The sequence below is a fragment of the Pseudomonas sp. GW822-FHT02G04 genome (genome assembly GCF_058802085.1).
On record NZ_JBXANU010000003.1, the window covers coordinates 230,165 to 254,047 of the forward strand.

Below are 23,883 nucleotides of genomic sequence, written 5' to 3' on the forward strand. Positions count from 1 at the left end.
GCGATTTTGGTGGCTGTGCAGGCCGTATTTTATGCAGTCTGCGCTGCACCACCCTCGAGTTTGCGCCAGAGCAACCGCACATTCGCCTTACGCACCAGTGCGCAGCGATACAGCCGAATCTCCAGCGGCACATGCCATTGCGGGCCACCGCAGATGACCAACTCGCCGCGAGCCAATTCGGCGCGCACGCTCAAGCGCGGCACCCAGGCGATGCCCAGGCCTTCCAGCGCCATGCTTTTCAGGCTGTCGGCCATGGCGGTTTCGTAAATAGTGGTGAACCTCAGGGCCCGCTGGCGCAACAGCATGTTCACCGAGCGCCCGAGAAATGCCCCGGCGCTGTAGGCCAGCAAAGGCACGCTGGTCTCACCTTCCAGGTCGAACAACGGCTTGCCGTCAGCGTCCGCGGCGCACACCGGGAGCATTTCAGTGTCCCCCAGATGCAGTGACGGAAAAATCTCCGAGTCCATTTGCATCGCTGCGTCCGGATCATAGAACGCCAGCATCAGATCACAGCCGCCTTCACGCAGCGCGTGCACTGCATCGCCAACGTTTGTGGCCACCAGCCGCGTGGCAATGTTCAACCCTTCGTTGCGCAATTGTGCGATCCAGCGCGGAAAGAAACCCAGCGCCAGGGAGTGGGCGGCGGCGACCTGGATCACCTCGCCCTGCCCGCCTTCCAGGTGATGAAGATGACGCAGCACTTCACCCAGCTGTTCGACCACGGTTCGCGCGGTCACGAGAAACAACTGCCCCGCCGCCGTCAGCTCGACCGGGGTGCGGGAACGGTTGACCAGCGTCAGCCCCAGCGCGGCTTCGAGGCTGCGGATCCGTCGGCTGAATGCAGGCTGGGTCACGAAGCGTCTTTCAGCCGCTTGGGAGAAGCTGCGGGTGGCGGCCAGGGCACTAAAGTCCTCAAGCCATTTGCTTTCCAGATTCATCACGCCCTCCCGGACATGCACCAATTTAGGTCACACGTTCGCCGCGCACGCGGCGTCACACGGGCATTATGCCGAATGTGCATAGGCTAGTGTTTAACAGCATTGGCTCAAAATTCTGCACAAGCCTAGCATTTGCGCTGTTCCGGCATAGACCGGGTCCATATCGAGATGATTTCTATCATGTCTTCCGCTGCATCTTTCCGCACAGAAAAAGACCTGCTTGGCGTACTCGAAGTACCTGCTCAAGCGTATTACGGCATCCAGACCCTGCGAGCGGTGAACAACTTCCGTCTCTCCGGCGTTCCGATTTCGCATTACCCAAAACTGGTTGTTGGTCTGGCGATGGTTAAACAGGCCGCCGCTGACGCCAACCGCGAGCTGGGTCACCTGAGCGAAGCCAAGCACGCTGCCATCAGCGAAGCCTGTGCCCGATTGATCCGCGGCGATTTCCACGAAGAATTCGTGGTGGACATGATTCAAGGCGGCGCTGGCACTTCAACCAACATGAATGCCAACGAAGTCATCGCCAACATCGCGCTGGAGGCCATGGGCCACAGCAAGGGCGAATACCAGTACCTGCACCCGAACAACGACGTGAACATGGCGCAGTCGACCAACGACGCCTACCCGACGGCCATCCGCCTGGGTCTGCTGTTGGGTCACGACGCGCTGCTGGCCAGCCTCGACAGCCTGATCCAGTCGTTCGCCGCCAAAGGTGAAGAATTCAGCCACGTCCTGAAGATGGGCCGTACCCAGCTGCAAGACGCCGTGCCGATGACCCTCGGCCAGGAATTCCGCGCCTTCGCCACCACCCTGAGCGAAGACCTGGCGCGCCTCAAATCCCTGGCGCCTGAACTGCTGACCGAAGTGAACCTGGGCGGCACCGCGATCGGTACCGGCATCAACGCCGACCCGCGTTACCAGGCCCTGGCCGTTGAGCGTCTGGCCCTGATCAGCGGTCAACCGCTGGTTCCAGCCGCCGACCTGATCGAAGCTACCTCCGACATGGGCGCCTTCGTGCTGTTCTCCGGCATGCTCAAGCGCACCGCGGTCAAGCTGTCGAAGATCTGCAACGACCTGCGTCTGCTGTCTAGCGGCCCACGCACCGGCATCAACGAAATCAACCTGCCGGCGCGTCAGCCAGGCAGCTCGATCATGCCAGGCAAGGTCAACCCGGTTATCCCTGAAGCCGTGAACCAGGTAGCGTTCCAGATCATCGGCAACGACCTGGCCCTGACCATCGCGGCCGAAGGCGGCCAGCTGCAGCTGAACGTGATGGAGCCGCTGATCGCCTTCAAGATCTTCGACTCGATCCGCCTGCTGCAACGCGCCATGGACATGCTGCGCGAGCACTGCATCGTCGGCATCACCGCCAACGAAGAGCGCTGCCGTGAACTGGTCGAACACTCGATCGGCCTGGTCACCGCGCTGAACCCGTACATCGGCTATGAAAACGCCACCCGCATTGCCCGTGTCGCCCTTGAAAGCGGCCGCGGCGTGCTGGAACTGGTGCGCGAAGAACGCTTGCTCGACGAAGAAATGCTCGCCGACATCCTGCGCCCGGAAAACATGATTGCTCCGCGTCTGGTGCCTTTGAAGGCTTAACCAAACGCAGGCTCTTTTGAAGAGCACGCTCACCAGGTCGAGGGACTAGACACCTCTCACCTTTTGAGGGCTTGGGGATTTACTCCCTCAAGCCCTTTTTTTTCAACACTTTTGCGGATTTTACGAACATGTTGAATGTTTTCAGTGCCGCAAAGATCGCAGCCTTCGGCAGCTCCTACCGGGTTTGACAGATACCCGTAGAGGCTGCCGAAGGCTGCGATTTTTTGATTTTGCAGCGCTTTCGTTTCGTCGCTTGCACCACAACTGTGCAGACGGACGGCACTCTCCTATGTATAGTGCCGGCCCTCTTCGCATGAGCGGTTGTCGATAACGAGGCCCAAACCCATGCGAACCCCGAACTAATAACAACCCGCGAAATGGAACAGGGACGAACCTTCGACCCACCAGTTGTGCCACGCACAACCCGGTGTAACGCGATGTGTCGACCACCCAGTATTCGCACACACAAAAAATAGCGAGGAATAATCCATGCTCGAAGTCATCAACGACTTCCTCTCAGGGAAAGTACTGATCGCGCTCATTGTCGGGCTCGGTAGCTACTTCACGATCCGCTCGCGTTTCGTCCAATTGCGCCACTTCTTCCACATGTTCGCGGTGTTCCGCGACAGCCTGCGCAGCAGCGCCGGTCAACTCAGCTCGTTCCAGGCCCTGATGCTCAGCCTCGCGGGTCGCGTTGGTGCGGGCAACATTGCCGGTGTCGGTATCGCCGTGACCCTCGGTGGCCCCGGTGCGGTGTTCTGGATGTGGGTGACCGCGCTGGTCGGCATGTCCAGCAGCTTCTTCGAATGCTCCCTCGGCCAGCTCTACAAGCGCTGCGACTCCGAAGGCCAGTTCCGTGGCGGCCCGTCCTACTACATCCAGCACGGCCTGCAGAAACGCTGGCTGGGCATGGTCATGGCCGTGCTGCTGCTGGTGACCTTCGGCTTCGCCTTCAACGGTCTGCAATCCCACGCTGTGACTCACTCGCTGAATAGCGCCTTCGGCCTCGACACCACTTACACCGGGCTGGCCCTGGCGGTATTGCTGGGTCTGGTGTTCATCGGCGGTATCAAGCGGATCGCCAAGGTCGCTGACCTGCTGGTACCGGTGAAAACCCTGGTGTACATCGGCGTGACCATCTACGTGATCGTGCTGCAGTTCGACCACGTTCCAGGGATGTTGATGACCATCGTCAAAAGCGCCTTCGGTCTGGACCAGGCGTTCGGCGGCCTGATCGGCAGCGCTATCGTCATGGGCGTGAAGCGTGGCGTGTTCGCCAACGAAGCAGGCCTGGGCAGTGCGCCGAACGTGGCCGCCGTGGCCGCGGTCGAGCACCCGGTCGCACAAGGCGTGGTTCAGGCGTTCAGCGTGTTCCTCGACACCTTCGTGATCTGCACCTGCACCGCGTTGCTGATCCTGCTGTCGGGCTTCTACACCCCGGGCTTTGAAGGCGACGGCATTGCCCTGACCCAGAACTCCCTGGCCGCCGTGGTCGGTGACTGGGGCCGGATGTTCATCTCCGTGGCCCTGGCGTTGTTCGTGTTCACCTCGATCCTCTACAACTACTACTTGGGCGAGAACAGCCTGCGCTTCCTGGTCGGTGAAAACCGCAAGGCGCTGATGGGCTACCGCGCGCTGGTACTGGCGTTGATCTTCTGGGGTGCCATCGAGAACCTGGGTACGGTGTTCGCATTCGCCGACATCACCATGACCCTGCTGGCCTTCGTGAACCTGATCGCGCTGTTCCTGCTGTTCAAGGTCGGCATGCGCATCCTGCGTGACTACGATGACCAGCGTGCCGCCGGCATCAAGACCCCAGTGTTCGATTCGAGCAAATTCGCGGATCTGGACCTGGACCTGAAAGCCTGGCCGGCCAATCCGCCAGCCGCCACCTCTCAGCCACAGGCCCAGCCTGCAGGCGTGACCGCAGCGCAACGCTGATCGGTAAAAAACCGGGCGCATCCCCTGCGCCCGGCGTGACACAACGTATGACCGGCGTCATGCTCGGTTGTACGTTGTGGCAGCTTTTTTGATGCTGCCGTTTTGATTCGGGCTTCAAGTCGCATCGCTGCCATCGCGAGCAGGCTCGCTCCCACAGTCATCGTTTTCGGAGAGTCTCCATGAATTCCTCGACCTATCCTGCCGCCCAAACCGTCATGGTGCTCTACACCGGTGGCACCATCGGCATGCAAGCCAGTGTCCACGGCCTGGCCCCGGCGTCCGGTTTCGAAGCGCGGATGCGCGACTACCTGCACAGCCAGCCTGAGCTGGTAGTGCCGCAGTGGCGCTTTCGCGAGATGTCGCCACTGATTGACAGCGCGAACATGACACCCGCGTACTGGCAGCAACTGCGTGAAGCGGTGGTCGACGCCGTTGATGTCCAGGGCTGCGACAGCGTGTTAATCCTGCATGGCACCGACACCCTGGCCTACAGCGCCGCGGCCATGAGCTTTCAGTGGCTCGGCCTGCATGCACGCGTATGTTTCACCGGCTCGATGCTGCCGGCCGGCGTGACCGACAGCGATGCCTGGGAAAACATCAGCGGCGCACTGGTTGCCCTTGGCCAAGGCCTCGCGCCGGGTGTTCATCTGTACTTCCACGGTGAACTGCTCGACCCGACCCGTTGCGCCAAGGTTCGCAGTTTCGGTCGTCATCCGTTCAAGCGGCTGGAGCGTCAGGGTGGCGGCGTGAAAGCTTCCTCGATACCTGCCCAACTGAACTACAACCAGCCAAAGCAACTGGCGAAGGTCGCGGTCCTGCCGCTGTTCCCCGGCATCGGCGCCGAGCAACTGGATGGCCTGCTCAACAGTGGTATTCAGGGTCTGGTGCTGGAATGTTATGGCAGCGGCACCGGGCCCAGCGACAACCCCGGGTTTCTCGCCAGCCTGGAACGGGCGCGAGACAACGGCGTAGTGGTGGTCGCGGTCACGCAATGTCATGAAGGCGGCGTGAAGCTCGACGTGTACGAAGCGGGCAGCCGCTTGCGTGATGCCGGTCTGTTGTCCGGTGGCGGCATGACCCGCGAGGCGGCATTCGGCAAGCTGCATGGATTGCTGGGTGCAGGGCTTGAAACTGCAGAAGTGCGGCGGCTGATCGAGCTCGACCTGTGCGGCGAACTCAGCTGACACTACACAAAACCCTGTAGGAGCGAGGCTTGCCCGCGAAGCTTTTGGCGCACTTGAGGACGCCTTCGCGGGCAAGCCTCGCTCCTACAGGGTTGGTCATAACCGGCATATAACTTGCTCCCTTTCCGGCATGCCCAACGCTGGAAGCACTCATGCTCCACTCCCACCTCACCACCCTCAACGCTGTCTCCCTGGTGCTCAACACCTTCAAGGCCGAAGGCTTGTCCAGCGAGGCGTTATTGGCCGGCAGCGGCATCAGCACGGCAGATCTGAGCCGGGCGGACACGCGCATCACCACCAATCAAGAGATGCTGGTGTGCGCCAACGCCGTCGCATTACGCCGCGATATCGGCCTGGAGTTGGGCCGGCGGATGCACGTTTCGTCCTATGGCATGCTCGGGTACGCCTTACTCACCAGCGCCACTTTAGGTGACGCCTTGCAGCTGGCGCTGCACTATCCGGCGCTATTGGGAACACTGTTCGAGTTGAGCCTGGAGGAAGATGGCGAGCGCATCTGGCTCACCGCTGGCGACTATCGGGAAAACCCCGCGCTGGCACCGTTCAATGTCGAGTTTTGCCTGGTCTCGATGAAAGTCACCTGCGAAGACCTGCTCGGCCACCCCCTGCCTTTGCTCGGCGCTCGCTTCGATTACCCGGCACCGGACTATCAGGCGCGCTACACCGAGCGTTTCGACTGTCCGTTGCAGTTTGATGCAGCATCCAACGGATTTGCCTTCGACAAGCGCTGGCTCGAACACCCCCTGCCGCTGGCCGACGCCATCACCCACCAGGCCATGGCCGAGCGCTGTCGCAAGCAAAACACCGAGTTCACCGGGCGTCAGGCCTGGCTGGGGCGCATCCGCCAATTGCTCGCCGCGCAACTGAGCGCGGCACCGGGCCTGGACGGGCTGGCCGAACAGTTGAACTGCTCGTCGCGCACCCTGCGCCGACATCTGAAGGACCTGGGATGCAGCTATCAGGAACTGCTCGATGAACTGCGATTTGAACAGGCCAAACGCATGCTCTGCGAGGATCAACTACCGATCTACCAGATTGCCGAAGCATTGGGGTTCAGCGAGACCGCGAGTTTCCGGCATGCGTTTGTGCGCTGGAGTGGGGTGGCGCCGAGCCAGTTCCGGCCTTGAGCCGCCCCTGTGGCGAGGGAGCTTGCTCCCGTTGGTCTGCGCAGCAGACCCAAACCGAACACCGCATTCCTCCCTTCAGATAGCAGTTGCCGGGTAACGACTGCTGCGCAGCCGAGCGGGAGCAAGCTCCCTCACCACAGGGGGCGAATTTCGGTCAAATGTTTTGGCCATATCGATCCCCTTTTGGCCTTTCCTGCCGTTCTCCCAAACGTCGCCTGCCGCAAGACTGTGTTCAAACCGAATCAGCCTGCGGAGAACAAGAATGCTGACGATCTACTCGGACGACCACCACCTGCATCATGGCCGTTGTGAATTGATGGACGGGCAATTGATGCCCTGCTTCGAAATGCCTTCACGGGCCGACCATGTGCTAAAGCGCGTGCAGTACCGCAACCTCGGCCCGGTGGAGGCGCCGCAGGATTTCGGTCTCGGGCCGATCGAACGCATCCACAGCCGCGACTACCTCGACTTCTTCAAAGGTGCCTGGGCGCGCTGGACCGCATTCAATACCGACGGCGACTTGCTGCCCTATACCTGGCCGGCCCGCACCCTGCGCCGAATCATGCCCACCAGCCTGCACGGCCAACTCGGCTATTACAGCTTCGACGGCGGCGCACCGATTACCGCCGGCACCTGGCAAGCGGCGTACAGCGCAGCGCAAGTTGCCCTCACGGCCCAGGCGGCGATCCAGCGTGGAGCCCGCAGTGCCTTCGCCCTGTGCCGTCCACCGGGACACCATGCCGCCAGCGATTTGATGGGCGGTTATTGCTACCTCAACAACGCCGCCATCGCCGCTCAAGCGTTCCTCGATCAAGGCCACAAAAAGGTTGCGATCCTCGATGTCGATTACCACCACGGCAACGGTACTCAATCGATTTTCTACGAACGCAGCGACGTGCTGTTCACCTCGATCCACGGTCATCCAGAAGCCGAGTTTCCGTTCTTCCTCGGCTACGAAGACGAACGCGGTGAAGGCGCAGGCGAAGGGTTCAACTTCAACTACCCGTTGCCCGCCGGCAGCGCTTGGGACCGTTGGAGCGCCGCACTGGAACAAGCCTGCAAAGAGATCGAAACCTACGGCGCCGAAATCGTTGTCGTGTCTCTGGGCGTCGATACGTTCAAGGACGACCCCATCTCCCAATTCAAACTCGACAGCCCGGATTACCTGGCGATGGGCACGCGCATCGCCGGCCTCGGCAAGCCGACACTGTTCGTGATGGAAGGCGGTTACGCAGTAGAAGAAATCGGCATCAATGCCGTGAACGTTCTCGAAGGTTTTGAAAGCGCCCAATGAGGAATTAGAACAATGAACCGACTCAAGCGTCTTATCGCTCCAGCTCTATGCGCCACGCTGCTCAGTGGCGCCGTTCATGCTGAAGAACGCACGTTGCGGGTGTACAACTGGTTCGACTACATCACCCCCAAAGCACTGGAAGATTTCAAGGCTCAGAACACCCAGACCAAACTGGTCTACGACATCTTCGACACCAACGAAGCGCTGGAAGCCAAGCTGCTGACCGGCAACTCCGGCTATGACGTGGTGGTGCCGTCCAACGTGTTCCTCGCCAAGCAGATCGAAGCCGGCGTATTCCAGCCAGTGGATCGCAGCAAACTGCCGAACTGGAACCACCTCGATCCCAAGCTGATGAAGCTGATCGAAGCCAACGACCCGGGCAACAAATTCGCCGTGCCGTACATGTACGGCACCATCCTGATCGGTTTCAACCCGGACAAGGTCAAGGCCGCGCTGGGCGACAACGCACCGGTGAACAGCTGGGACCTGATCTTCAAGGAAGAGAACATCAGCAAGCTCAAGCAATGCGGCGTGGCCCTGCTCGACTCACCGTCGGAGATCCTGCCGCTGGCCCTGCAACACCTCGGCCTGGACCCCAACAGCAAGAAGCCGGCGGACTACGCCAAGGCTGAAGCGCTGCTGATGAAGATCCGGCCGTACATCACCTACTTCCATTCATCCAAGTACATGGCCGACATCGCCAACGGTGACATCTGCGTCGCGGTCGGGTATTCCGGCAGCTTCTCCCAGGCCGCCAACCGCGCCAAGGAAGCCAAGAACGGTGTGATCGTCGACATGCGTCTGCCCAAGGAAGGCGCGCCGATCTGGTTCGACATGCTCGCGATCCCCAAAGGCGCGAAAAACCCGGAAGACGCCTACACCTTCATCAACTACCTGCTGCAACCCCAGGTCATCGCACCGGTCAGCGACTTCGTCGGCTACCCGAACCCGAACAAGGACGCCACGGAAATGGTCGACCCGGCGATTCGCAACAACCCGAACCTGTACCCGACCGAAACGGCAATGAGCACGCTTTACACCCTGCAACCCTTGCCTCGCGATGCCGAACGGGCGCGGACCCGGGCCTGGACCAAGATCAAATCGGGCACCTGACACCCTCACTCGTCTGAACTGAAGACCCGCATTGATGCGGGTCTTTTATTGCACGCATATTTAGTTACCGCCAGGGGCTCTCAGCTTCCCGCTACGTTGGGTGCAACAAGAGTGGACGCCTTTCTCGTCCTCAATTACCGCATCCAGGTACCGACCATGACCAGCAATATTCCCCCTCCCCCAGACGACTCGACTCCCCTGGTGGAGAAAAGCGATCTGATTAACCAGACCAGTCACGGCCCAACGCTGAATCAGGTTGCCTCGTACCTGTTGAGTCAGACGCTGGAAGAACTCTACCCGAACCTGAACATCGATCCCGACCAGGCAATGGTTGCCACACCGCAATGGCGCCAGGTGGACAACCGGATAGAGGAAGGGCCGACTCGATTCGAATCACTGACGCACGCACTCATCCGCCAAGGTTTAAATTCGACAACGGCTAACTACATCGAAGGAGAGCACTTTCTCACCCTTGAGCCAAACGCCAAAAACCCGATTCATCTCGCCGTCAGCATCGAGGAAATCGCCGGAACGCTCAACGACTATGCACCTCTGTTGTTCGTCGAGCTCCAGGCACGACAGCTGGAGTTCTGGAATGAGAAGGGAACATAAAATCGCGCGCTGGCAGGAACTCTCCGACTCACTGCGCAAGGCTCTGAACGTACGACAGGTCAAAGGTTGGGATGCTGATGAATGTGCCATGGCGCGGGAAATTTCCATGGCTCCCGACAAAGCCACACGTAAAGCAGTAAACAGCGACTTTTCAGCGATCCAGGCGAGCCTGATCGACATCGACACTGTCGACACTGTCGACAACGAAGTTGATAGCCACCTCCTGATCGGTGGCGCTCTGGTTCTCAAGGCAACGTATCGCAAACGCGAATTGATTGTGATGTACACCATCGAACGCGCTTACGAGTCATTCGACTCGATGGAACAACTGGGCGACTCGCTTCCCGCTCGCCTGGAAGAGCAACTGGCAGGGCGCGCCCTGAAATGGCGTCTTTACGAACCTGATGGCAATGTCTTCGATCACATGGCTTGGGCGTTGGTGTCGACGCAGCTCGATGCCATCGATTCACTCAGGCTCCTTGAGACCCCAACAAGCGAAGTGCTTGAGCCCGATGTCGAGCCCGGCAGCACGGAACATGTACGGATCCGGCAACTGGCTGCGGCGATTCCCGACTGGCTGCGCAACGCATCAGACAGCGACATACAAGACTACGGTCGTTATGTCACGGCGCTGGGGAAGTTGTATCGTCAACCCGACTACAAGACCGTCAAAGACCAGCTCCCTTCCATCACCCAGTACGCTCAATACAAAATGAGCGAAGCGATCATTGCCGATCCCCACGCTGTCGGTGCCTCGGACCTGGCGCTGGATGAATTACGGATCAAGATCACCAACAGTTTCACCGCTGGTGATTTCACGCTTCCCGATCCCCGCAACCAGTACATCGAAACACTCGCCGACTTCGCCCTGGAGAATGAGGCACCTTACATGGCGAGCCTCTTCTTCAAAAACGCCGAGCAGGTTCCGGGTTGGCTGACGCCCGAGTTCCTCACCACTGTGGCGGCTCGCGTCAATGTCGGCGAGGTCTATCCCAAACAGATCAAGCGCAAGCTGATCGATGACCCCGTCGAATCCCGTCGCCAGGAAAATTTCTATGGCGACCAGCTACGTCTGCTATTGCCGCTCATGGCGCTGGAATGCAAGGTCAAACAAGAAGCGGGCATTGATGAACACGGCTATCGATTCGTCCGTGAGCTACTCGCCCCCCGTTCAGAAACGGCACAACCTATCGCAATCTACCCACTCACGATGACCCCGCAACATCGCTTGATCAGCTCCAGCGATACGATCGCCAACATGTTCATCATCAGCCTTCGAAATGCCGAGAGCGGCCCTTGCCTGCTTTATCGTCCGATGCTGGACCCGCCACTGATGCAGTTCCCCTCCCGGCAGAATTTACTGTATGCCTTGCACCAACCCGGTGAACTCCGCGATTCGGTGCTGGCATGGCTGCCCGACAAGACACTGAGTTTTGAATACGCTCAATACGCTTTCCCGGTCGGCCTGCCGTCTCCCTGGTTGGTGGCCGAACAGATTGTCGATCCATTGCTGAGAGTGGACGGATTCGGACGCGTGGTTTTCAAATACGAGGAGATAACCGGCAACGTCCTTTCGACACTGTTCAAGAACAACGCACAGGCGATTGTCGATTTGGCTGATCGTCAGTCGCAATCAAATGCCGAACGGCGCTGGCACTTGTTGAAAGACAGCGGCTGGGCTCTGTTCAGCGTCACCTCAAACTTCCTCAGTGGTGCTGTCGGAACCGCTGTCTGGGTCTGGCAGACCATCAACGAGATCCAGCAGGCACTCGATGCCCGGGATCGCAATGACAGCCTCATCGAATGGACTTCCATTGCCGATATTCTGCTGGCGCTCGGGATCATCCTCAGCCATCACGCAGTGATGCGTCGCAAAACGGCTTTGGGCAAACCACAACCTGCACGCCTGTCGATCGATGAGGAATCAAAACCGCCCACCGTGCCGGTCACCATCACACTGGACCCCGCCCCGGTTGTCGCAGAATTACCACAAAACCATTACTCCTCGGTTGAGATGGCAGGAGGTGTGCCGCGCCGCACAACCTCGGCACTGGGCACGTATCTGGACACCCTCAAAGTCTCTGCGCCAGACCTTGCCAACAAAGAACTGACCACGGTCAATGAAGCGCCTCCCCATCTCTACCAGCTCAACGACAAGATCTATGCACAGGTCGGCGAACGCTGGTTCAACGTCATGCTGGACGCCGACGCTCAGGTGATCCTCATCGATCCCAAAGACGTCACAAGAACCGGCCCCCTGCTAGTCCATAACCAGAAAGGTCAATGGTTCGTGGACACCCGACTGCGCTTGCGTGGCGGCGGCCCGAAAAATCGCCTCAAAAACCTGAAAGCCGCCAAAGAACAGCGCAAACACGTACTGGAAAACGCACTGGATTCATTCAAAACCCAGGAACCAGCGAAGGCAAGGGAGCTGACAAGAGCACGCACAGAAATGTTGACAGTCAGTGGCGATGCCTTTGACCGAATGCTCAGGGTGTATGCGGAAAAACTGGAAGTAATGATCAATGGTTATGAGCAAGCACTCAAGCAACTGCGAGAGTGGCGCACTCTCGGCGGAACGACGGGCTATACCTACGACTTGCTGCGCCTGAGCACCGAGCTGCAGAAGCATCTTTCGCTCTGGTTTACCGCAAGAAAACACCAGTATGTTCAAGTCACCAGCACATTTACTCAAGACTCCCGGCCGGACACAGTGATCACACGGCAAACCTATATCGACAACATCCGGCTAGCGACAGACCTGAGCCATGCAATGGTTGAGAAACTTGAGCTCTCGCAAACGGCACTTCAAGGAATGCATGAGGCGGGAAGACCGGGCATTGCTGAAGCTATAAAAATCAGCAAGCTACTGCCTTCATTCTCGGCACTGAAGCTCAAGGCTAACGAGATAGGCATGGCGCAAGAGCTGTGCATGCAAGAACAGGCTAGCCCGACAATGCCCCTGGCCCGTGACGCCATTGGCAGCATTATCGTGAGCGCCGCCCAAGCCGCCCACCAGGTCGCGGATCTGATGAGCGTTGCAGCCGACAACGCTAGCCCACAGAAGCTTGTCGAAGATCTCGGTAAGCTTGCCGAGAGCTTTGCCGATGCCGATCAGCGAATCCAGGAATTACCCGACACCTACCCCAACTTGTTCAATCAACCTAAACTTGAACATCTGCGAAGCGTGATCGACGAGTTTGCACAACTGGCACACACCCAACTCCAGGCATTACTGCCGGAAAGCGAGGCGCTGATAACGCAGGGCTCAGCAGAACCCGTGCGCCCCGGACCATCACGTCCGCCAATCAAAGTTAACAAGACCCGCCCACGCAATCGCGCTAACAGCGAAGCCGCCCAAGCCACGGAAGAACCACTCAAGGCCATCATGCCGAGAGTCCGCTTGCAGACAACGCCGGTGCCGAAAGATACCGACATTATTGAGGCTGGCCTTGAGCAGACGCAGGATGTGCACAACTTTATCGAACGTACCCGCAAAAACGCTTTGCGACCGCGGCGCATCCCCGCCGACATGCAGGATCTGTTCAATCAGCACGCACTCAAACTGGAAGAGAGTGCTACGAACATTGATCTGGCCTTAATCAGGATCAAAGACACCCAAAACACCTCACTACCTGTGACCACCCTGAGCCTGGAACTGCGTGAGGCAGCAATCAAGGTAAGAGCAGCAGGTATCAGCACCCGAGCGAGCCTGTACAAAGAGCGCAAACCCACGCAAAGCAGTTTCAAATGGATGCATGAAAACGAACAGATTCGAATCACTCGAAACGAACAAGGTCGAATCCGGACCAGGCAGCTTGGGGACTACTTTCAGGAGTACCTGGTTCTGGACAAAACAAGCAATGATCAGGAGTTGTGGGTTGCACATTTCCACTATGAAACCGTCAAGAGTCCGGTCGACAAGCCTGCTACCGCCCACCTGAAAATCGCGGACTCGTATCTGAAAACGCTTACACCTGAACGCCAACAAGAGTTGACCACCTTCGATCCGATTGATGGCGTCCTGCGCAAAATCGAGGACCCGACACTGCGCAAACTGTTTCTGGATCTGGAGCCCCAGGCCAATCCTTGAGGAGCGGCCCCTGAGGCCTGGGGGTCAATCCTCCTCAGAGACACCAGACCTTTCGCAACCGCCCGAGCGCTGCGTGGATCGCCGCCTCGGGCACCGCCGCGAAACCCAGAACCAGCCCGGCGCGTTGATCCAGCTGTGTGCCCGAATCCGGCAGCCAGTAATTGCTCAAGCCACTGATCTCCACGCCCACGCTTTCTGCTTGTTCGATCAGCTGCCGTTCGCGGGCCAGGCTGTCCACCGAAACCGTCAGGTGCAGCCCGGCAGAGACGGTGGGCAGGCCACCCACACCGGTAATCCCCGTCGGCCAACCGTCCAGCAAACAGTTGCGACGGCTGAGGGCGGCACGCCGCATCCGGCGAATGTGCCGCTGAAAATGCCCGGCCGCCATGAACTCGGCCATCACCGCCTGAGTGCTCACCTCGGAATGGCGCATATCCACCGCCCGACGTTGCGCGAACGCCTCCACCAGACCCGGGGGCAACACCAGATACCCCAGACGCAACGCCGGAAAGGCGACCTTGCCGAAGGTGCCGACATACAGCACCCGCCCATGGCGATCGAGTGCCGCCAACGGCGCCAGTGGCGCGCCGCTGTAACGATACTCGCCATCGTAGTCGTCCTCGATGATCCAGCCCTGGTTGCGTTCGGCCCAGGCAAGCAGTTCCAGGCGCCGGGCCAGGCTCATGACCACACCGGTCGGGTATTGATGGGAAGGCGTGACGTAAGCCAGCCGGCAATCGCTCAACTGCGCCAGCACACTGCAGTCGATCCCTTCTTCATCCACCGGCACACCGTGCAACCGTGCGCCGGCTACCGCAAAGGCATGACCGGCGGCGCAATAACCCGGATTTTCAATCCCCACCCCATCGCCAGGCTCAACCAGCAACTGTGCACAAAGGCTGATCCCTTGCTGTGCGCCACTGGTGATCACAATTTGCTCAGCGGTGCACTGCATGCCGCGCGAACTGCGCAAGTAAGCAGCAATCAATCCGCGCAAGCGTTCATCGCCTGCCGGATCGCCATAACACAGTTGCTGTAAATCCCGCTTACGCCAGAAAGCCGCACTCAGCTTGGCCCAGACCTCGAAAGGGAACAGATCGAACGCCGGCACACCGACCCTGAATGCACGCGGCGGGCCACCGGGCGGTACGGCCAAATGGTTCTTTTCAACGCGCCCCAAAGCGCCGCTGTGGATAACTTTACTGGATGAATCAACAGGCAAATCCAGCCAATCTGTGGATAAGGATGTGGGTAACCCTGTTGAAAACCCTGTGGATACTTTTGTGGATAATTTTTTCACCGGCAACGCCGCCTGAGGCAATTGCGCAATGTAAGTCCCGTCGCCCACACGCCCCTCGATGAAGCCCTCAGCGTAAAGCTGATCGTAGGCACGGACCACGCTGTTGCGGGAAATCGATAAGGCCGCCGCCAGATCGCGACTGGCCGGCAGTCGGGTGCCGCTGGCCAATCGTCCGTCGAGCACGCGTACCCGCAGCGCTTGATAGAGCTGCCGGCTCAGGCCCTGGCGGCGGTCGAGTTCGATACCCGTCGGGTTGAACGACGAGGGGAGCGGCGTATTCGACATGAAAATGGACCTATTAAATTGGTCATTAATGGCTCTTACAACAGACCATTAGCCTGCCTAGGATGCAGGCATTCGCCAAGGAAATTTTCCCTGTACCTGCCACTTTGACGCGTTAAGGAATAAACATGAGTCAGATCGACATCCGCCAGGTCACCGCCGACGATCACGCTGCCTGGTTGCCGTTGTGGCAAGCCTACTTGCGCTTCTACAACACCGAACTGCCCGATGTCGTGACTCAAAGCACCTGGCAACGCCTGCTCGACCCGAGCGAACCGACCCATGGGGCGCTGGCCTGGGCCGATGGCAAAGCGGTAGGCATGGTGCATTTCATCTATCACCGTTCGAACTGGAGCATCGAAAACTCCTGTTACCTGCAAGACTTGCTGGTGACACCTGAAATCCGTGGCACCGGCGTCGGTCGGCAACTGATCGAATTCGTCTACAGCACGGCCAAGGCCGACGGGTGCTGCAAGGTCCATTGGCTGACCCACGAAACCAACGCCACCGCGATCCAGCTCTATGAGCGCATCGCCGAACGTCCCGGTTTCATCCAGTTTCGCAAAGCCCTTTAAGGTTCAAGGAGAGCAGCATGTCGACTTCACTCGCGGACTGGAAAGGCGTTCCGCCGCCCTCGGTTCAACTGATCGAAGGACGTTTCATTCGCCTGGAAAAACTTGACCCGGCACGTCACGCCGACGGTTTGTGGAAAGCCCTGGAAGGCCCTGGCTCGGATCCGAAGCTTTGGGACTATTTGCCTTATGGTCCTTTCCCCGAACGCAGCGCGTTCAACGACTGGCTGAATAACCATGCGGCCAACAGCGATCCGTACTTTTTTAGCGTGATCGACCGTGTCAGCGGCGAAGTGCAGGGCATCCTCAGCCTGATGTCGATTGTCCCGGCTCAGGGCCGCATCGAGATCGGCCATGTAACCTTCGGCGCGCCAATGCAGCGCTCACCGAAAAGTACCGAGGCGGTTTACCTGCTGGCCAGGGAATCCTTTGCGCTGGGTTACCGGCGCCTGGAATGGAAGTGTAACAACGGCAATTCCCGCTCCAAATACGCGGCGGAGCGCTTGGGGTTCAGTTTTGAGGGGGTGTTTCGCCAGCACATGGTAGTCAAGGGTCAGAACCGCGATACGGCGTGGTATTCGATTCTGGATTCGGAATGGCCGGCGATTCAGGCGGGGTTCGAGCGGTGGTTGAGCGATGAAAACCAGACGGAATCAGGGCAAGTGAAAACGTTGGCGGAGTGCCGCACCTGATTATCGTTCCCACGCTCCTGCGTGGGAATGCCGCCACGGACGCTCTGCGTTCGATCCGGAAGGCGACGCAGAGCGTCGCGGGATGCGTTCCCACGCAGGAGCGTGGGAACGATCTTTCATGGCATCACGCTAATGTCTGGGCGAGCACCGCAATATGCTCCGGCCCGATCCCGCAGCATCCGCCCAAATGGCTGGCCCCCCTCTTCCGCCAGTCAGCCGCCCAAACCAGGTAACCCGGCGGGTCGAGATCGTCGCGCAGCGGGTCCAGACCGTCGTTGGCCGTGGCCTCTTTCGGCTGTGGCGGGAAGGCGTTGGCGTACGCGCCGATGTGAATCTTCACTCCCAAGCGCTCGAAGGTTTCCCGCGCCGCATCAATCGCCGCGCCGATCACTTCCGGCTGGCTGCAGTTGAACAGCAACGTCTCGACACCCAACTCAGCCGCCACCGCGGCGGCCTCAGCCACGGGTTCACCGGAGCGCAAACGCGGCACTTCGTCGGTGTCTTCATCCTTCAAGGTAAACGACAGCCACAACGGTTTGCCGTCCTTCGGCAGACCGGCATGGATCGCCCGTGCCTCGACGATCGAACTCTGGGTTTCGGCCAGCCACAGATCAACATGAGGCGCCAGGCCATTGACCAGAGGGCTCAGCAGTTCAGTCACCCGAGCAGCGTCGAACAAGTCCGGGCGGTAGGAGCCGAATAGCGGCGGCAAAGAGCCGGCCACGCGCACTTCTTGGCCCGAGGCATCGACTGCACGCCGAGCCAGCTCACCAGCCAATGCCGCAAGGGCCTGGCCTTCAGCCGCGAAACGTTCTTCGCCAATGTGGAACGGCACCACCGCGTAACTGTTGCTGGTGATCACGTTGGCACCGCTTTCGATATAAGCCGCGTGCACTGCCTCCACGGCTTGCGGCGCTTCGCTCAAGGCCAGCGCCGACCACTCGGGTTGCCTGAACGGCGCCCCTCGGCGTTGCAGTTCACGACCCATGCCCCCATCCAGAATTACCGTGCTGCCTGCACCCATATGCTTTTCACTCATAAGCTTATGAAAATAACTCACTACCAGAGTCGTTCTTATAACTATTTAATACGCACTACCCGGTTAATAACAACCTCTTTTTTCAGGGATCCAACTGTGAAACTTCAACCGCTGCTGGCCCTGGGCCTGACGATTCTGGCTGCCTCCACCCAAACCTTTGCGGGCGCCACTCTGGATCGCGTTGAGCAAAAGAAAGAACTGGTCGGCGTGTTGATGGAAAGCTATCCACCCTTCTCGTTCCTCAACGATCAAAACCAGCTCGACGGTTTCGACGTCGACGTGGCCAAGACCGTGGCGGACAAACTGGGCGTCAAGCTGCGCCTCGAAACGCCGTCTTGGGATGTGATCGCCGCCGGCCGCTGGAGCGGGCGTTACGACATCTGCATCTGCTCCATGACCCCGAGCAAGGCCCGCGCCGAAGTCTTCGACTTCCCGGTCGAGTACTACGCCTCCCCCGCCGTGATCGTGGTCAATGCCAAGGACGATAGCATCCACAGCGCCAAGGACCTGAGCGGTAAGAAAGTCGGCCTCACCAGCGCCTCCAGTTATGAAAGCTACATGAACAAAAACCTGGTGATCGAAGGCGCCGAAGACACCCAACTGCAATATCCGTTCGAGAATGTGCAGATCGCCCCGTATGACACCGACAACGTCGCATTCCAGGATCTGGGCCTGGGCGCTGGCGTACGTCTGGACGCGATCCTCACCAACCTCGTCACCGCTCAACCACGCCTGAACGAAGACAAACGCTTCAAACTCGCCGGTGAGCCGCTGTACTCGGAGCCGAACTCGGTGGCCATCGAAAAAGGCGACGCCCAGTGGGACGCCAAAGTGCGTAATGTGTTTGCCCAACTGAAACAGGACGGCACTTTGAGTAAGCTGTCGCAAAAATGGATCGGCGCCGACATCAGCAAATGACTTCTTTCCCCAAACCTCCTCAGCCACCGCAACCGGTGGCTGAGTCGTTGCTGCAACGGATTTTCAGTTTCCGCACGCGGCTGTACCTGACCTGGGCGGCGATGTTCGGCCTGTTCGCGAGTTTCTTCCTGAGCTTCGACCTGAAGTTCTCGATTATTCTCGACAAACTGCCGAACCTGATCGGCCTGCACCTGGCGCCCAACGGCTTTCTGCAAGGCGCGGCGCTGACGCTGTTTTTGTGCCTGTGCTCGATCGTGGTTTCGTCGCTGCTGGGCTTCATCACTGCCCTGGCTCGACTGTCGAAAAGCGCCGTGGCGTTCGGCATCGCAAGCTTTTATGCCTCGTTCTTTCGCGGCACGCCGCTGCTGATCCAGATATTGCTGATCTACCTCGGCTTGCCGCAATTGGGCGTCGTGCCCGGCGCGATTGCCGCCGGCATCATCGCCCTGTCGCTGAACTACGGCGCCTACCTGAGCGAAATCTTCCGCGCTGGCATCCTTGGCGTCCCCCATGGCCAACGCGAAGCGTCGCTGGCCCTGGGCATGCGCGAAACCGTGATCTTCTGGCGCGTCACCCTGCCCCAAGCCATGCGCACCATCATCCCGCCCACCACCAACCAGTTCATCTCCATGCTCAAGGACTCATCACTGATCTCGGTGATGGGGGTTTGGGAAGTGATGTTCCTGGCGCAATCGTATGGGCGTTCGAGCTATCGCTATATCGAAATGCTGACGACGGCGGCGATTATTTATTGGCTGATGTCGATTGGGTTGGAGCTGATTCAGGCACGGATGGAACGGCATTATGGGAAGGCGTATTTAAGTCGTAGTTAGCAACAAATCGAAGCGGGACATAGTTTGAATCTCATCTGATAGGAGAAGCCCTCACCCTTTTCGCGGCTAAACGAATTGGGGTGGTGGCTGTACGCGTAGTACTGGGTTAGCCGCCCAATCTACAGCGTGAGCGAGCTCATCCACATGGGTCAGGGCAGAATCAGCTGAAATTGCGCCGAATACGCACTACGCCCATTTTCAGCCCAAACGGTCTGAATACTGCATTCAGCGATTTCAGCGTCTGATTTCCCTCCCCATGCTCCATATGCACCAGTGTGCGCACCGATATTTTGCACATCTTTGCAAATTGGGCTTGGTGCAAACCGGTGACTTCCACACGTAAACGGCGAACAGCCTCGCCAATTTCAAGCGTGCCTTGGGCCAATGCCTCTTGAATGCTTTCTATGAGCACAGTGCGCTCGGCAACGGTCATGCTCATCTCAGATCCCACTCTTTCAAGCGCTGCTCCAGATTTTTCAAAGCTATTCGCGGGTGATTCATTGTTACGTCGGGCAATCCACTGTCAGCCAGAATGTCCGGGAGCGCCATCAAGCGTTTGGCATCCTCACGCAGGCGTTCAAAAGAAACCGACCAGTCACTCAACACTGCCAGCGGATCATTCGGATCAGCGATATCGGTCAATGTCTGGCACACACCTCGCCAATTTACGTCCCCAGCCCTCTCCAACTCTTTTGGCCACTTGGTGGTTCTTGTTACTCCTTCGTCATCCATTACCATCGGTGCCAAGTCATAGATAGGTGCCAGGCGGAACGAGGCAGTGTCGCGAATGATTGCGGTGTTGCGTCCGTGGTTATCTGAATTGCCGAGGATTTTGTTGAGCAGATCCCTACGCAGATAGTCAGCAACGAGATTCGGGATTTGGTCCGCCTGCCCCGCATCACGCCATAGCCCCGCAAGTAGCCGGATAACTTCCATGTGGTCCATCGGGCTACCGGGTGTGGTGATTTGCGCCAGAGAGTAGATCGACTCCACGGCAAAACGCTCGACACCCTGAGGGGTCACTTGCCGATCAAAACGCTGCATCCACAAGCTAGGTTTGGTCGCCTCCTCCAAGGCCAAGCCGTGTTCTGCCACCGTTTCGATGCCTAGTTTTTGGAGCGCCTTGTAGTAGTGGTACTCGCTTCTGAGAATGTCCTGATCGTTCCGGGTTCCTTTATTGCGAGAGAACTTCACGAACCAGTGCTGGGTAACGTCCGCATCGTCCAATACTGCATCGGGGTATAGATCTGCGCCCTTACACTGAGCTAACAAAAGCTTTGGCGCCTCGCCACCTGCCCCCGTTGCGCCACCAATTGCAGCGCCCTGCTCATAGGCATATTCCAGAAACCGGTTATCACGACTAATGACGTCCTGGCGTTTAAACCCTATAGGCTCGCGCTGATCTACTGCCTCGGCGGATTCCTTTATGCGCATATTGCCAATCGGTGCCGGAGTGCTTCTGGCCAGTAAATAAAGGTCGGCACTGACGTCAGCAGGTTTGTCACGACCTATGTGTGCCAGCAGGAACTTCTTGGCGGCACCGGCAGGTGCAATGTCATGCAGAAATGCTGGCGCGTTGGATCGCTTACCCTCCCAGTCCAAAGGAAACCTAGCACTCACGGCTTTGGCAAAGGGTGTTCCAATACCTTCAATGTTTTCGACGAGATAGGGGGTTTCGTAGCCGAAGTTGCATCGACTTTCGAAACCTTTTTCAGGGCTGTCGAAGCTTAAGACCATGGCATCGTGCCATTTGCCGTAGGCAAAGATCTGTAAAGTCAGGTCGTACATATCGTCATCACCTGCATTTAAATGCATCTCTCAGAAGCTAGTGCGTACTAGAACTGCAATATAGTGCATTTATAGCCGCCAAGCATCGTATCCATGCGCAATAAAATGCAGATACATTCAACTTTATGTAGAAAATACGCAAAATAATGCAGATCCGAACCAACATTGGTATCGGCAGCAACAGACGAAGCCCGGGTTGATCAGTCAGCGGCAGATGAGTTTCCGAGTTTGCGACAGCCGACCGCGTCTCGATTTGCTGTAAGAAAAAGCATCAGCCCGAACGGGTAAAAACAACCTTCCTCAGGAGGCTGGCAATTTTCTACACAACCTTCTGACAACCCCCGCAAGCCCGCCGGAAGCAGCTGACATCGGTGCCTATAGCCTCCCTCTTAGAGTTTGGCCTTCTTACAAAAGAGGCCGTACTCGATGCCCGTTCAACACAAATACCGACCAAAACACCTGGCGCTGGCCATTGCGTTTGCAGTGGGTTGCGCAGAATTTACAAACGCCCAGGAACTACCAGAGCAAGCTGAACCGACGGACCTCACTGAGGCAACCAAGCGGCCGGAATCTATACCGAACCCATTTTCCCGGCTCCAAGCCTTTATCAATGCGGACAGCACCTTCAAGAAGGAGATTGATTCGCCCCAACCTGCTCGGCGAGGTATTTCCGTGAGAGCGGAAGACAGAGATGACCTCATCATCGTCAAGAATGGTGGAAGCTTCGAAGGTCGGGTCGATGGCGGCAAAGGAACCAACGCCATACAACTTATTGGTACCGACGGTGGCCAATTGGGGAACACCCGCAACTTCAACGGTCTGTATGTTTCCCAAGGTTCTTGGACGCTGACCAGCACTGGAGATTTTCACGAAGGTGTGTTGGTGCTGAATGACGGGATACTGACCAACAAAGGAGAAATCGAAGGCGGAGCGATTGCAGCCGGAATGCTCTTCAATAACGGCGATATAAAGGGCCATGTGGACGTCTACGAGGAAGGAACTTTTGCAGGAGCAGGCACCGTCGCTAGCCTGGATGTGCAGGGGCGTCTCACCGTCAACAGCTTGCATGGCGCCCCAAAGGTCAAAGGTGACTTGAATCTCTCCAAGACCGCTGTACTCGCCTATGAGGTCAATCCCGACGGCCGTCACGAAACGATCAAAGTCGACGGTACCGCCACCCTCAGCGGTGCAACCCTGAAAATCGTCGCACCATCGGGTGACTATCCGCAAACTACCCAGTACACCATTATCGAGGCCGACAAGGTCGATGGGCAGTTCGGCAATATTGAAAACAATCTCGCATTCATGACGGCCACCCCGGACTACGGCGACGAAAAGGCCGTCCGCCTGACCTACGCTCGCAACGAAGTGCCTTTCGAGAGTCTCGCGACCAACAAAAACGGTCGGGAACTCGCCCGCAGTATTGAAGAACCCAAAGCCAGTCCGACGGCGCAGACACCTCCCAATACCGCGAACGCCGCTGTCACGGCCCTGCTTGCCTCCACCACCGAAACAGCCTCCCAGGCCATCGACCAACTGGACGGCGGCAACAACGCCAACTTTGCGAAAGCAACCCTGAACAGTGACAGCCCAATCAGCGCGACCATGCTCTCGGCCATGCGTCAGCTGGACAGCGCCAGTAGCTACAGCAATTCCACCAGGCGCAATGCGCCACGCCTGGCCGCCGGCAGCGACACCGATGGCCGAGTCTGGCTTCAAGCATTGGGTCACGGTGGAACGCTGGATCGCGACTACGACGCTCTGAAACACACAACCCACGGTCTGGTACTGGGAGCTGATTGGGGCATCGATGAGGAATGGCGCATCGGGGTGATGAGCGGCAAATCCGAAACGCGCCTGGACAGCCGCGGACTCGACGGCGATCTCGACAGCTGGCATTTGGGAGCTTATGCCCTACGTCAAAACGGACCAATGTCCCTGCGCCTGGGTGCGACCTACAGCAGTCACGATGGCAGCACTAAACGCCGGGTTGCCTTCAAAGGTTTCAGCGACCGTCCCGAAGGCCGTTACGATGCCAACACCCAGCAGGCCTTTGCGGAATTGGGTTACAACCTGGGGCGGACGAACGTCAGCATCGAACCGTTTGCCAGCCTGGGCTACCAGCGCTATCAGCGCGACACTTACACAGAAAAAGGTGGCGCAGCGGCTCTGAAGGTACACGGTCAAACACAGAACAATTTGAACAGCACATTCGGCCTGCGAGTGGCGAAGCTCAACACTCTGGATAACGGCATGCAACTGACGCCACGGTTCAGTGCCGGCTGGAAACACACTTACGGGGACGTCTACAGCGATACCCGCCAACGATTGGTAACGGGCGGAAAAAACTTCACCGTTTCCGGTGCGCCGCTGGATCGTGACAGTCTGCTGGTCGATACAGGGCTGGACCTTGGATTGTCAGCAAAACACACCCTGGGCATCGGACTCACTGGCGAGATAGGCACCGACAGCCGTAACCACGGCGTGACGGGTCAGTGGCGAATGAGTTTCTAACAGCCACAAACCCAGTGCGA

General features: G+C 58.4%; 18 protein-coding genes. 13 read left to right on the top strand and 5 right to left on the bottom strand.

Going from position 1 to position 23,883, the window contains the following annotated elements:
* Positions 1-29: 29 nt before the first annotated feature.
* A complete protein-coding gene (locus AC1RO5_RS05865; protein ID WP_493173510.1) occupies positions 30-938 on the bottom strand; it encodes a LysR substrate-binding domain-containing protein in 909 nt (302 codons plus the stop codon).
* A 180-nt stretch (positions 939-1,118) separates the two neighbouring features.
* Between AC1RO5_RS05865 and aspA the strand changes: the two genes are divergently transcribed.
* The 8 genes from aspA to AC1RO5_RS05905 all read left to right on the top strand — a co-directional run bounded on the left by aspA (position 1,119) and on the right by AC1RO5_RS05905 (position 13,925).
* A complete protein-coding gene (gene aspA, locus AC1RO5_RS05870; protein ID WP_493173512.1) occupies positions 1,119-2,543 on the top strand; it encodes an aspartate ammonia-lyase in 1,425 nt (474 codons plus the stop codon).
* 489 nt (positions 2,544-3,032) lie between these two features.
* The gene (locus AC1RO5_RS05875; protein WP_493173514.1) at positions 3,033-4,484 is read left to right on the top strand and encodes an alanine/glycine:cation symporter family protein; all 1,452 of its coding nucleotides are present in this window, start codon (positions 3,033-3,035) and stop codon (positions 4,482-4,484) included.
* 179 nt (positions 4,485-4,663) lie between these two features.
* Complete coding sequence (locus AC1RO5_RS05880; protein WP_493173516.1) at positions 4,664-5,668, top strand: asparaginase; 1,005 nt, start codon at positions 4,664-4,666, stop codon at positions 5,666-5,668.
* Positions 5,669-5,820: 152 nt separating this feature from the next.
* Positions 5,821-6,813 carry an AraC family transcriptional regulator gene (locus AC1RO5_RS05885; protein ID WP_493173518.1) on the top strand — a complete coding sequence of 331 codons (993 nt, stop codon included), beginning with the start codon at positions 5,821-5,823 and terminating at the stop codon, positions 6,811-6,813.
* A gap of 262 nt (positions 6,814-7,075) precedes the next feature.
* Positions 7,076-8,107 (top strand): histone deacetylase family protein, encoded by a 1,032-nt coding sequence (locus tag AC1RO5_RS05890; protein ID WP_493173520.1) that lies wholly within the window; start codon positions 7,076-7,078, stop codon positions 8,105-8,107.
* A 12-nt stretch (positions 8,108-8,119) separates the two neighbouring features.
* Positions 8,120-9,220 carry a polyamine ABC transporter substrate-binding protein gene (locus tag AC1RO5_RS05895; RefSeq protein WP_019651298.1) on the top strand — a complete coding sequence of 367 codons (1,101 nt, stop codon included), beginning with the start codon at positions 8,120-8,122 and terminating at the stop codon, positions 9,218-9,220.
* Between the two features lie 156 nt (positions 9,221-9,376).
* The gene (locus AC1RO5_RS05900; RefSeq protein WP_493173523.1) at positions 9,377-9,832 is read left to right on the top strand and encodes a hypothetical protein; all 456 of its coding nucleotides are present in this window, start codon (positions 9,377-9,379) and stop codon (positions 9,830-9,832) included.
* On the top strand, positions 9,816-13,925 hold the full coding sequence (locus tag AC1RO5_RS05905) for a dermonecrotic toxin domain-containing protein (RefSeq protein WP_493173525.1): 4,110 nt from the start codon (positions 9,816-9,818) through the stop codon (positions 13,923-13,925). Before AC1RO5_RS05900 ends, AC1RO5_RS05905 begins: the two co-directional genes overlap by 17 nt.
* Positions 13,926-13,959: 34 nt before the next feature.
* On the opposite strand, the gene pdxR is transcribed toward AC1RO5_RS05905, so the two are convergent.
* Entirely contained in the window at positions 13,960-15,510 is a 1,551-nt protein-coding gene (pdxR, locus tag AC1RO5_RS05910; RefSeq protein WP_493173527.1) for a MocR-like pyridoxine biosynthesis transcription factor PdxR, read from the bottom strand.
* A gap of 125 nt (positions 15,511-15,635) precedes the next feature.
* Between pdxR and AC1RO5_RS05915 the strand changes: the two genes are divergently transcribed.
* Positions 15,636-16,082, top strand: coding sequence for a GNAT family N-acetyltransferase (locus AC1RO5_RS05915; protein ID WP_493173529.1), 447 nt, complete (start codon positions 15,636-15,638; stop codon positions 16,080-16,082).
* Between the two features lie 17 nt (positions 16,083-16,099).
* Positions 16,100-16,771 (top strand): GNAT family N-acetyltransferase, encoded by a 672-nt coding sequence (locus AC1RO5_RS05920; protein WP_493173531.1) that lies wholly within the window; start codon positions 16,100-16,102, stop codon positions 16,769-16,771.
* Positions 16,772-16,895: 124 nt separating this feature from the next.
* On the opposite strand, the gene AC1RO5_RS05925 is transcribed toward AC1RO5_RS05920, so the two are convergent.
* Positions 16,896-17,795, bottom strand: coding sequence for a homocysteine S-methyltransferase family protein (locus AC1RO5_RS05925; protein WP_493173533.1), 900 nt, complete (start codon positions 17,793-17,795; stop codon positions 16,896-16,898).
* Between the two features lie 111 nt (positions 17,796-17,906).
* Between AC1RO5_RS05925 and AC1RO5_RS05930 the strand changes: the two genes are divergently transcribed.
* Both AC1RO5_RS05930 and AC1RO5_RS05935 read left to right on the top strand, forming a co-directional pair.
* Positions 17,907-18,728: an ABC transporter substrate-binding protein gene (locus AC1RO5_RS05930; protein WP_493173535.1), complete on the top strand. Its 822-nt coding sequence runs from the start codon at positions 17,907-17,909 to the stop codon at positions 18,726-18,728.
* Positions 18,725-19,561, top strand: coding sequence for an amino acid ABC transporter permease (locus AC1RO5_RS05935; RefSeq protein ID WP_493173537.1), 837 nt, complete (start codon positions 18,725-18,727; stop codon positions 19,559-19,561). Before AC1RO5_RS05930 ends, AC1RO5_RS05935 begins: the two co-directional genes overlap by 4 nt.
* Before the next feature lie 160 nt (positions 19,562-19,721).
* On the opposite strand, the gene AC1RO5_RS05940 is transcribed toward AC1RO5_RS05935, so the two are convergent.
* Positions 19,722-20,000: a helix-turn-helix domain-containing protein gene (locus AC1RO5_RS05940; RefSeq protein ID WP_493173539.1), complete on the bottom strand. Its 279-nt coding sequence runs from the start codon at positions 19,998-20,000 to the stop codon at positions 19,722-19,724.
* Positions 19,997-21,349 carry a HipA domain-containing protein gene (locus AC1RO5_RS05945; RefSeq protein ID WP_493173541.1) on the bottom strand — a complete coding sequence of 451 codons (1,353 nt, stop codon included), beginning with the start codon at positions 21,347-21,349 and terminating at the stop codon, positions 19,997-19,999. The genes AC1RO5_RS05940 and AC1RO5_RS05945 overlap by 4 nt, the downstream gene beginning before the upstream one ends.
* 426 nt (positions 21,350-21,775) lie before the next feature.
* On the opposite strand from AC1RO5_RS05945, the gene AC1RO5_RS05950 reads away from it, so the two are divergent.
* Complete coding sequence (locus AC1RO5_RS05950; protein ID WP_493173543.1) at positions 21,776-23,863, top strand: autotransporter outer membrane beta-barrel domain-containing protein; 2,088 nt, start codon at positions 21,776-21,778, stop codon at positions 23,861-23,863.
* Positions 23,864-23,883: the final 20 nt, after the last annotated feature.

What these genes read in the sequence shown, in the direction of transcription:
- AC1RO5_RS05865 (WP_493173510.1), bottom strand. Translation starts at nt 938, where the DNA reads ATGAATCTGGAAAGCAAATGGCTTGAGGACTTTAGTGCCCTGGCCGCC.
- aspA (WP_493173512.1), top strand. Translation starts at nt 1,119, where the DNA reads ATGTCTTCCGCTGCATCTTTCCGCACAGAAAAAGACCTGCTTGGCGTA.
- AC1RO5_RS05875 (WP_493173514.1), top strand. Translation starts at nt 3,033, where the DNA reads ATGCTCGAAGTCATCAACGACTTCCTCTCAGGGAAAGTACTGATCGCG.
- AC1RO5_RS05880 (WP_493173516.1), top strand. Translation starts at nt 4,664, where the DNA reads ATGAATTCCTCGACCTATCCTGCCGCCCAAACCGTCATGGTGCTCTAC.
- AC1RO5_RS05885 (WP_493173518.1), top strand. Translation starts at nt 5,821, where the DNA reads ATGCTCCACTCCCACCTCACCACCCTCAACGCTGTCTCCCTGGTGCTC.
- AC1RO5_RS05890 (WP_493173520.1), top strand. Translation starts at nt 7,076, where the DNA reads ATGCTGACGATCTACTCGGACGACCACCACCTGCATCATGGCCGTTGT.
- AC1RO5_RS05895 (WP_019651298.1), top strand. Translation starts at nt 8,120, where the DNA reads ATGAACCGACTCAAGCGTCTTATCGCTCCAGCTCTATGCGCCACGCTG.
- AC1RO5_RS05900 (WP_493173523.1), top strand. Translation starts at nt 9,377, where the DNA reads ATGACCAGCAATATTCCCCCTCCCCCAGACGACTCGACTCCCCTGGTG.
- AC1RO5_RS05905 (WP_493173525.1), top strand. Translation starts at nt 9,816, where the DNA reads ATGAGAAGGGAACATAAAATCGCGCGCTGGCAGGAACTCTCCGACTCA.
- pdxR (WP_493173527.1), bottom strand. Translation starts at nt 15,510, where the DNA reads ATGTCGAATACGCCGCTCCCCTCGTCGTTCAACCCGACGGGTATCGAA.
- AC1RO5_RS05915 (WP_493173529.1), top strand. Translation starts at nt 15,636, where the DNA reads ATGAGTCAGATCGACATCCGCCAGGTCACCGCCGACGATCACGCTGCC.
- AC1RO5_RS05920 (WP_493173531.1), top strand. Translation starts at nt 16,100, where the DNA reads ATGTCGACTTCACTCGCGGACTGGAAAGGCGTTCCGCCGCCCTCGGTT.
- AC1RO5_RS05925 (WP_493173533.1), bottom strand. Translation starts at nt 17,795, where the DNA reads ATGGGTGCAGGCAGCACGGTAATTCTGGATGGGGGCATGGGTCGTGAA.
- AC1RO5_RS05935 (WP_493173537.1), top strand. Translation starts at nt 18,725, where the DNA reads ATGACTTCTTTCCCCAAACCTCCTCAGCCACCGCAACCGGTGGCTGAG.
- AC1RO5_RS05940 (WP_493173539.1), bottom strand. Translation starts at nt 20,000, where the DNA reads ATGAGCATGACCGTTGCCGAGCGCACTGTGCTCATAGAAAGCATTCAA.
- AC1RO5_RS05945 (WP_493173541.1), bottom strand. Translation starts at nt 21,349, where the DNA reads ATGTACGACCTGACTTTACAGATCTTTGCCTACGGCAAATGGCACGAT.
- AC1RO5_RS05950 (WP_493173543.1), top strand. Translation starts at nt 21,776, where the DNA reads ATGCCCGTTCAACACAAATACCGACCAAAACACCTGGCGCTGGCCATT.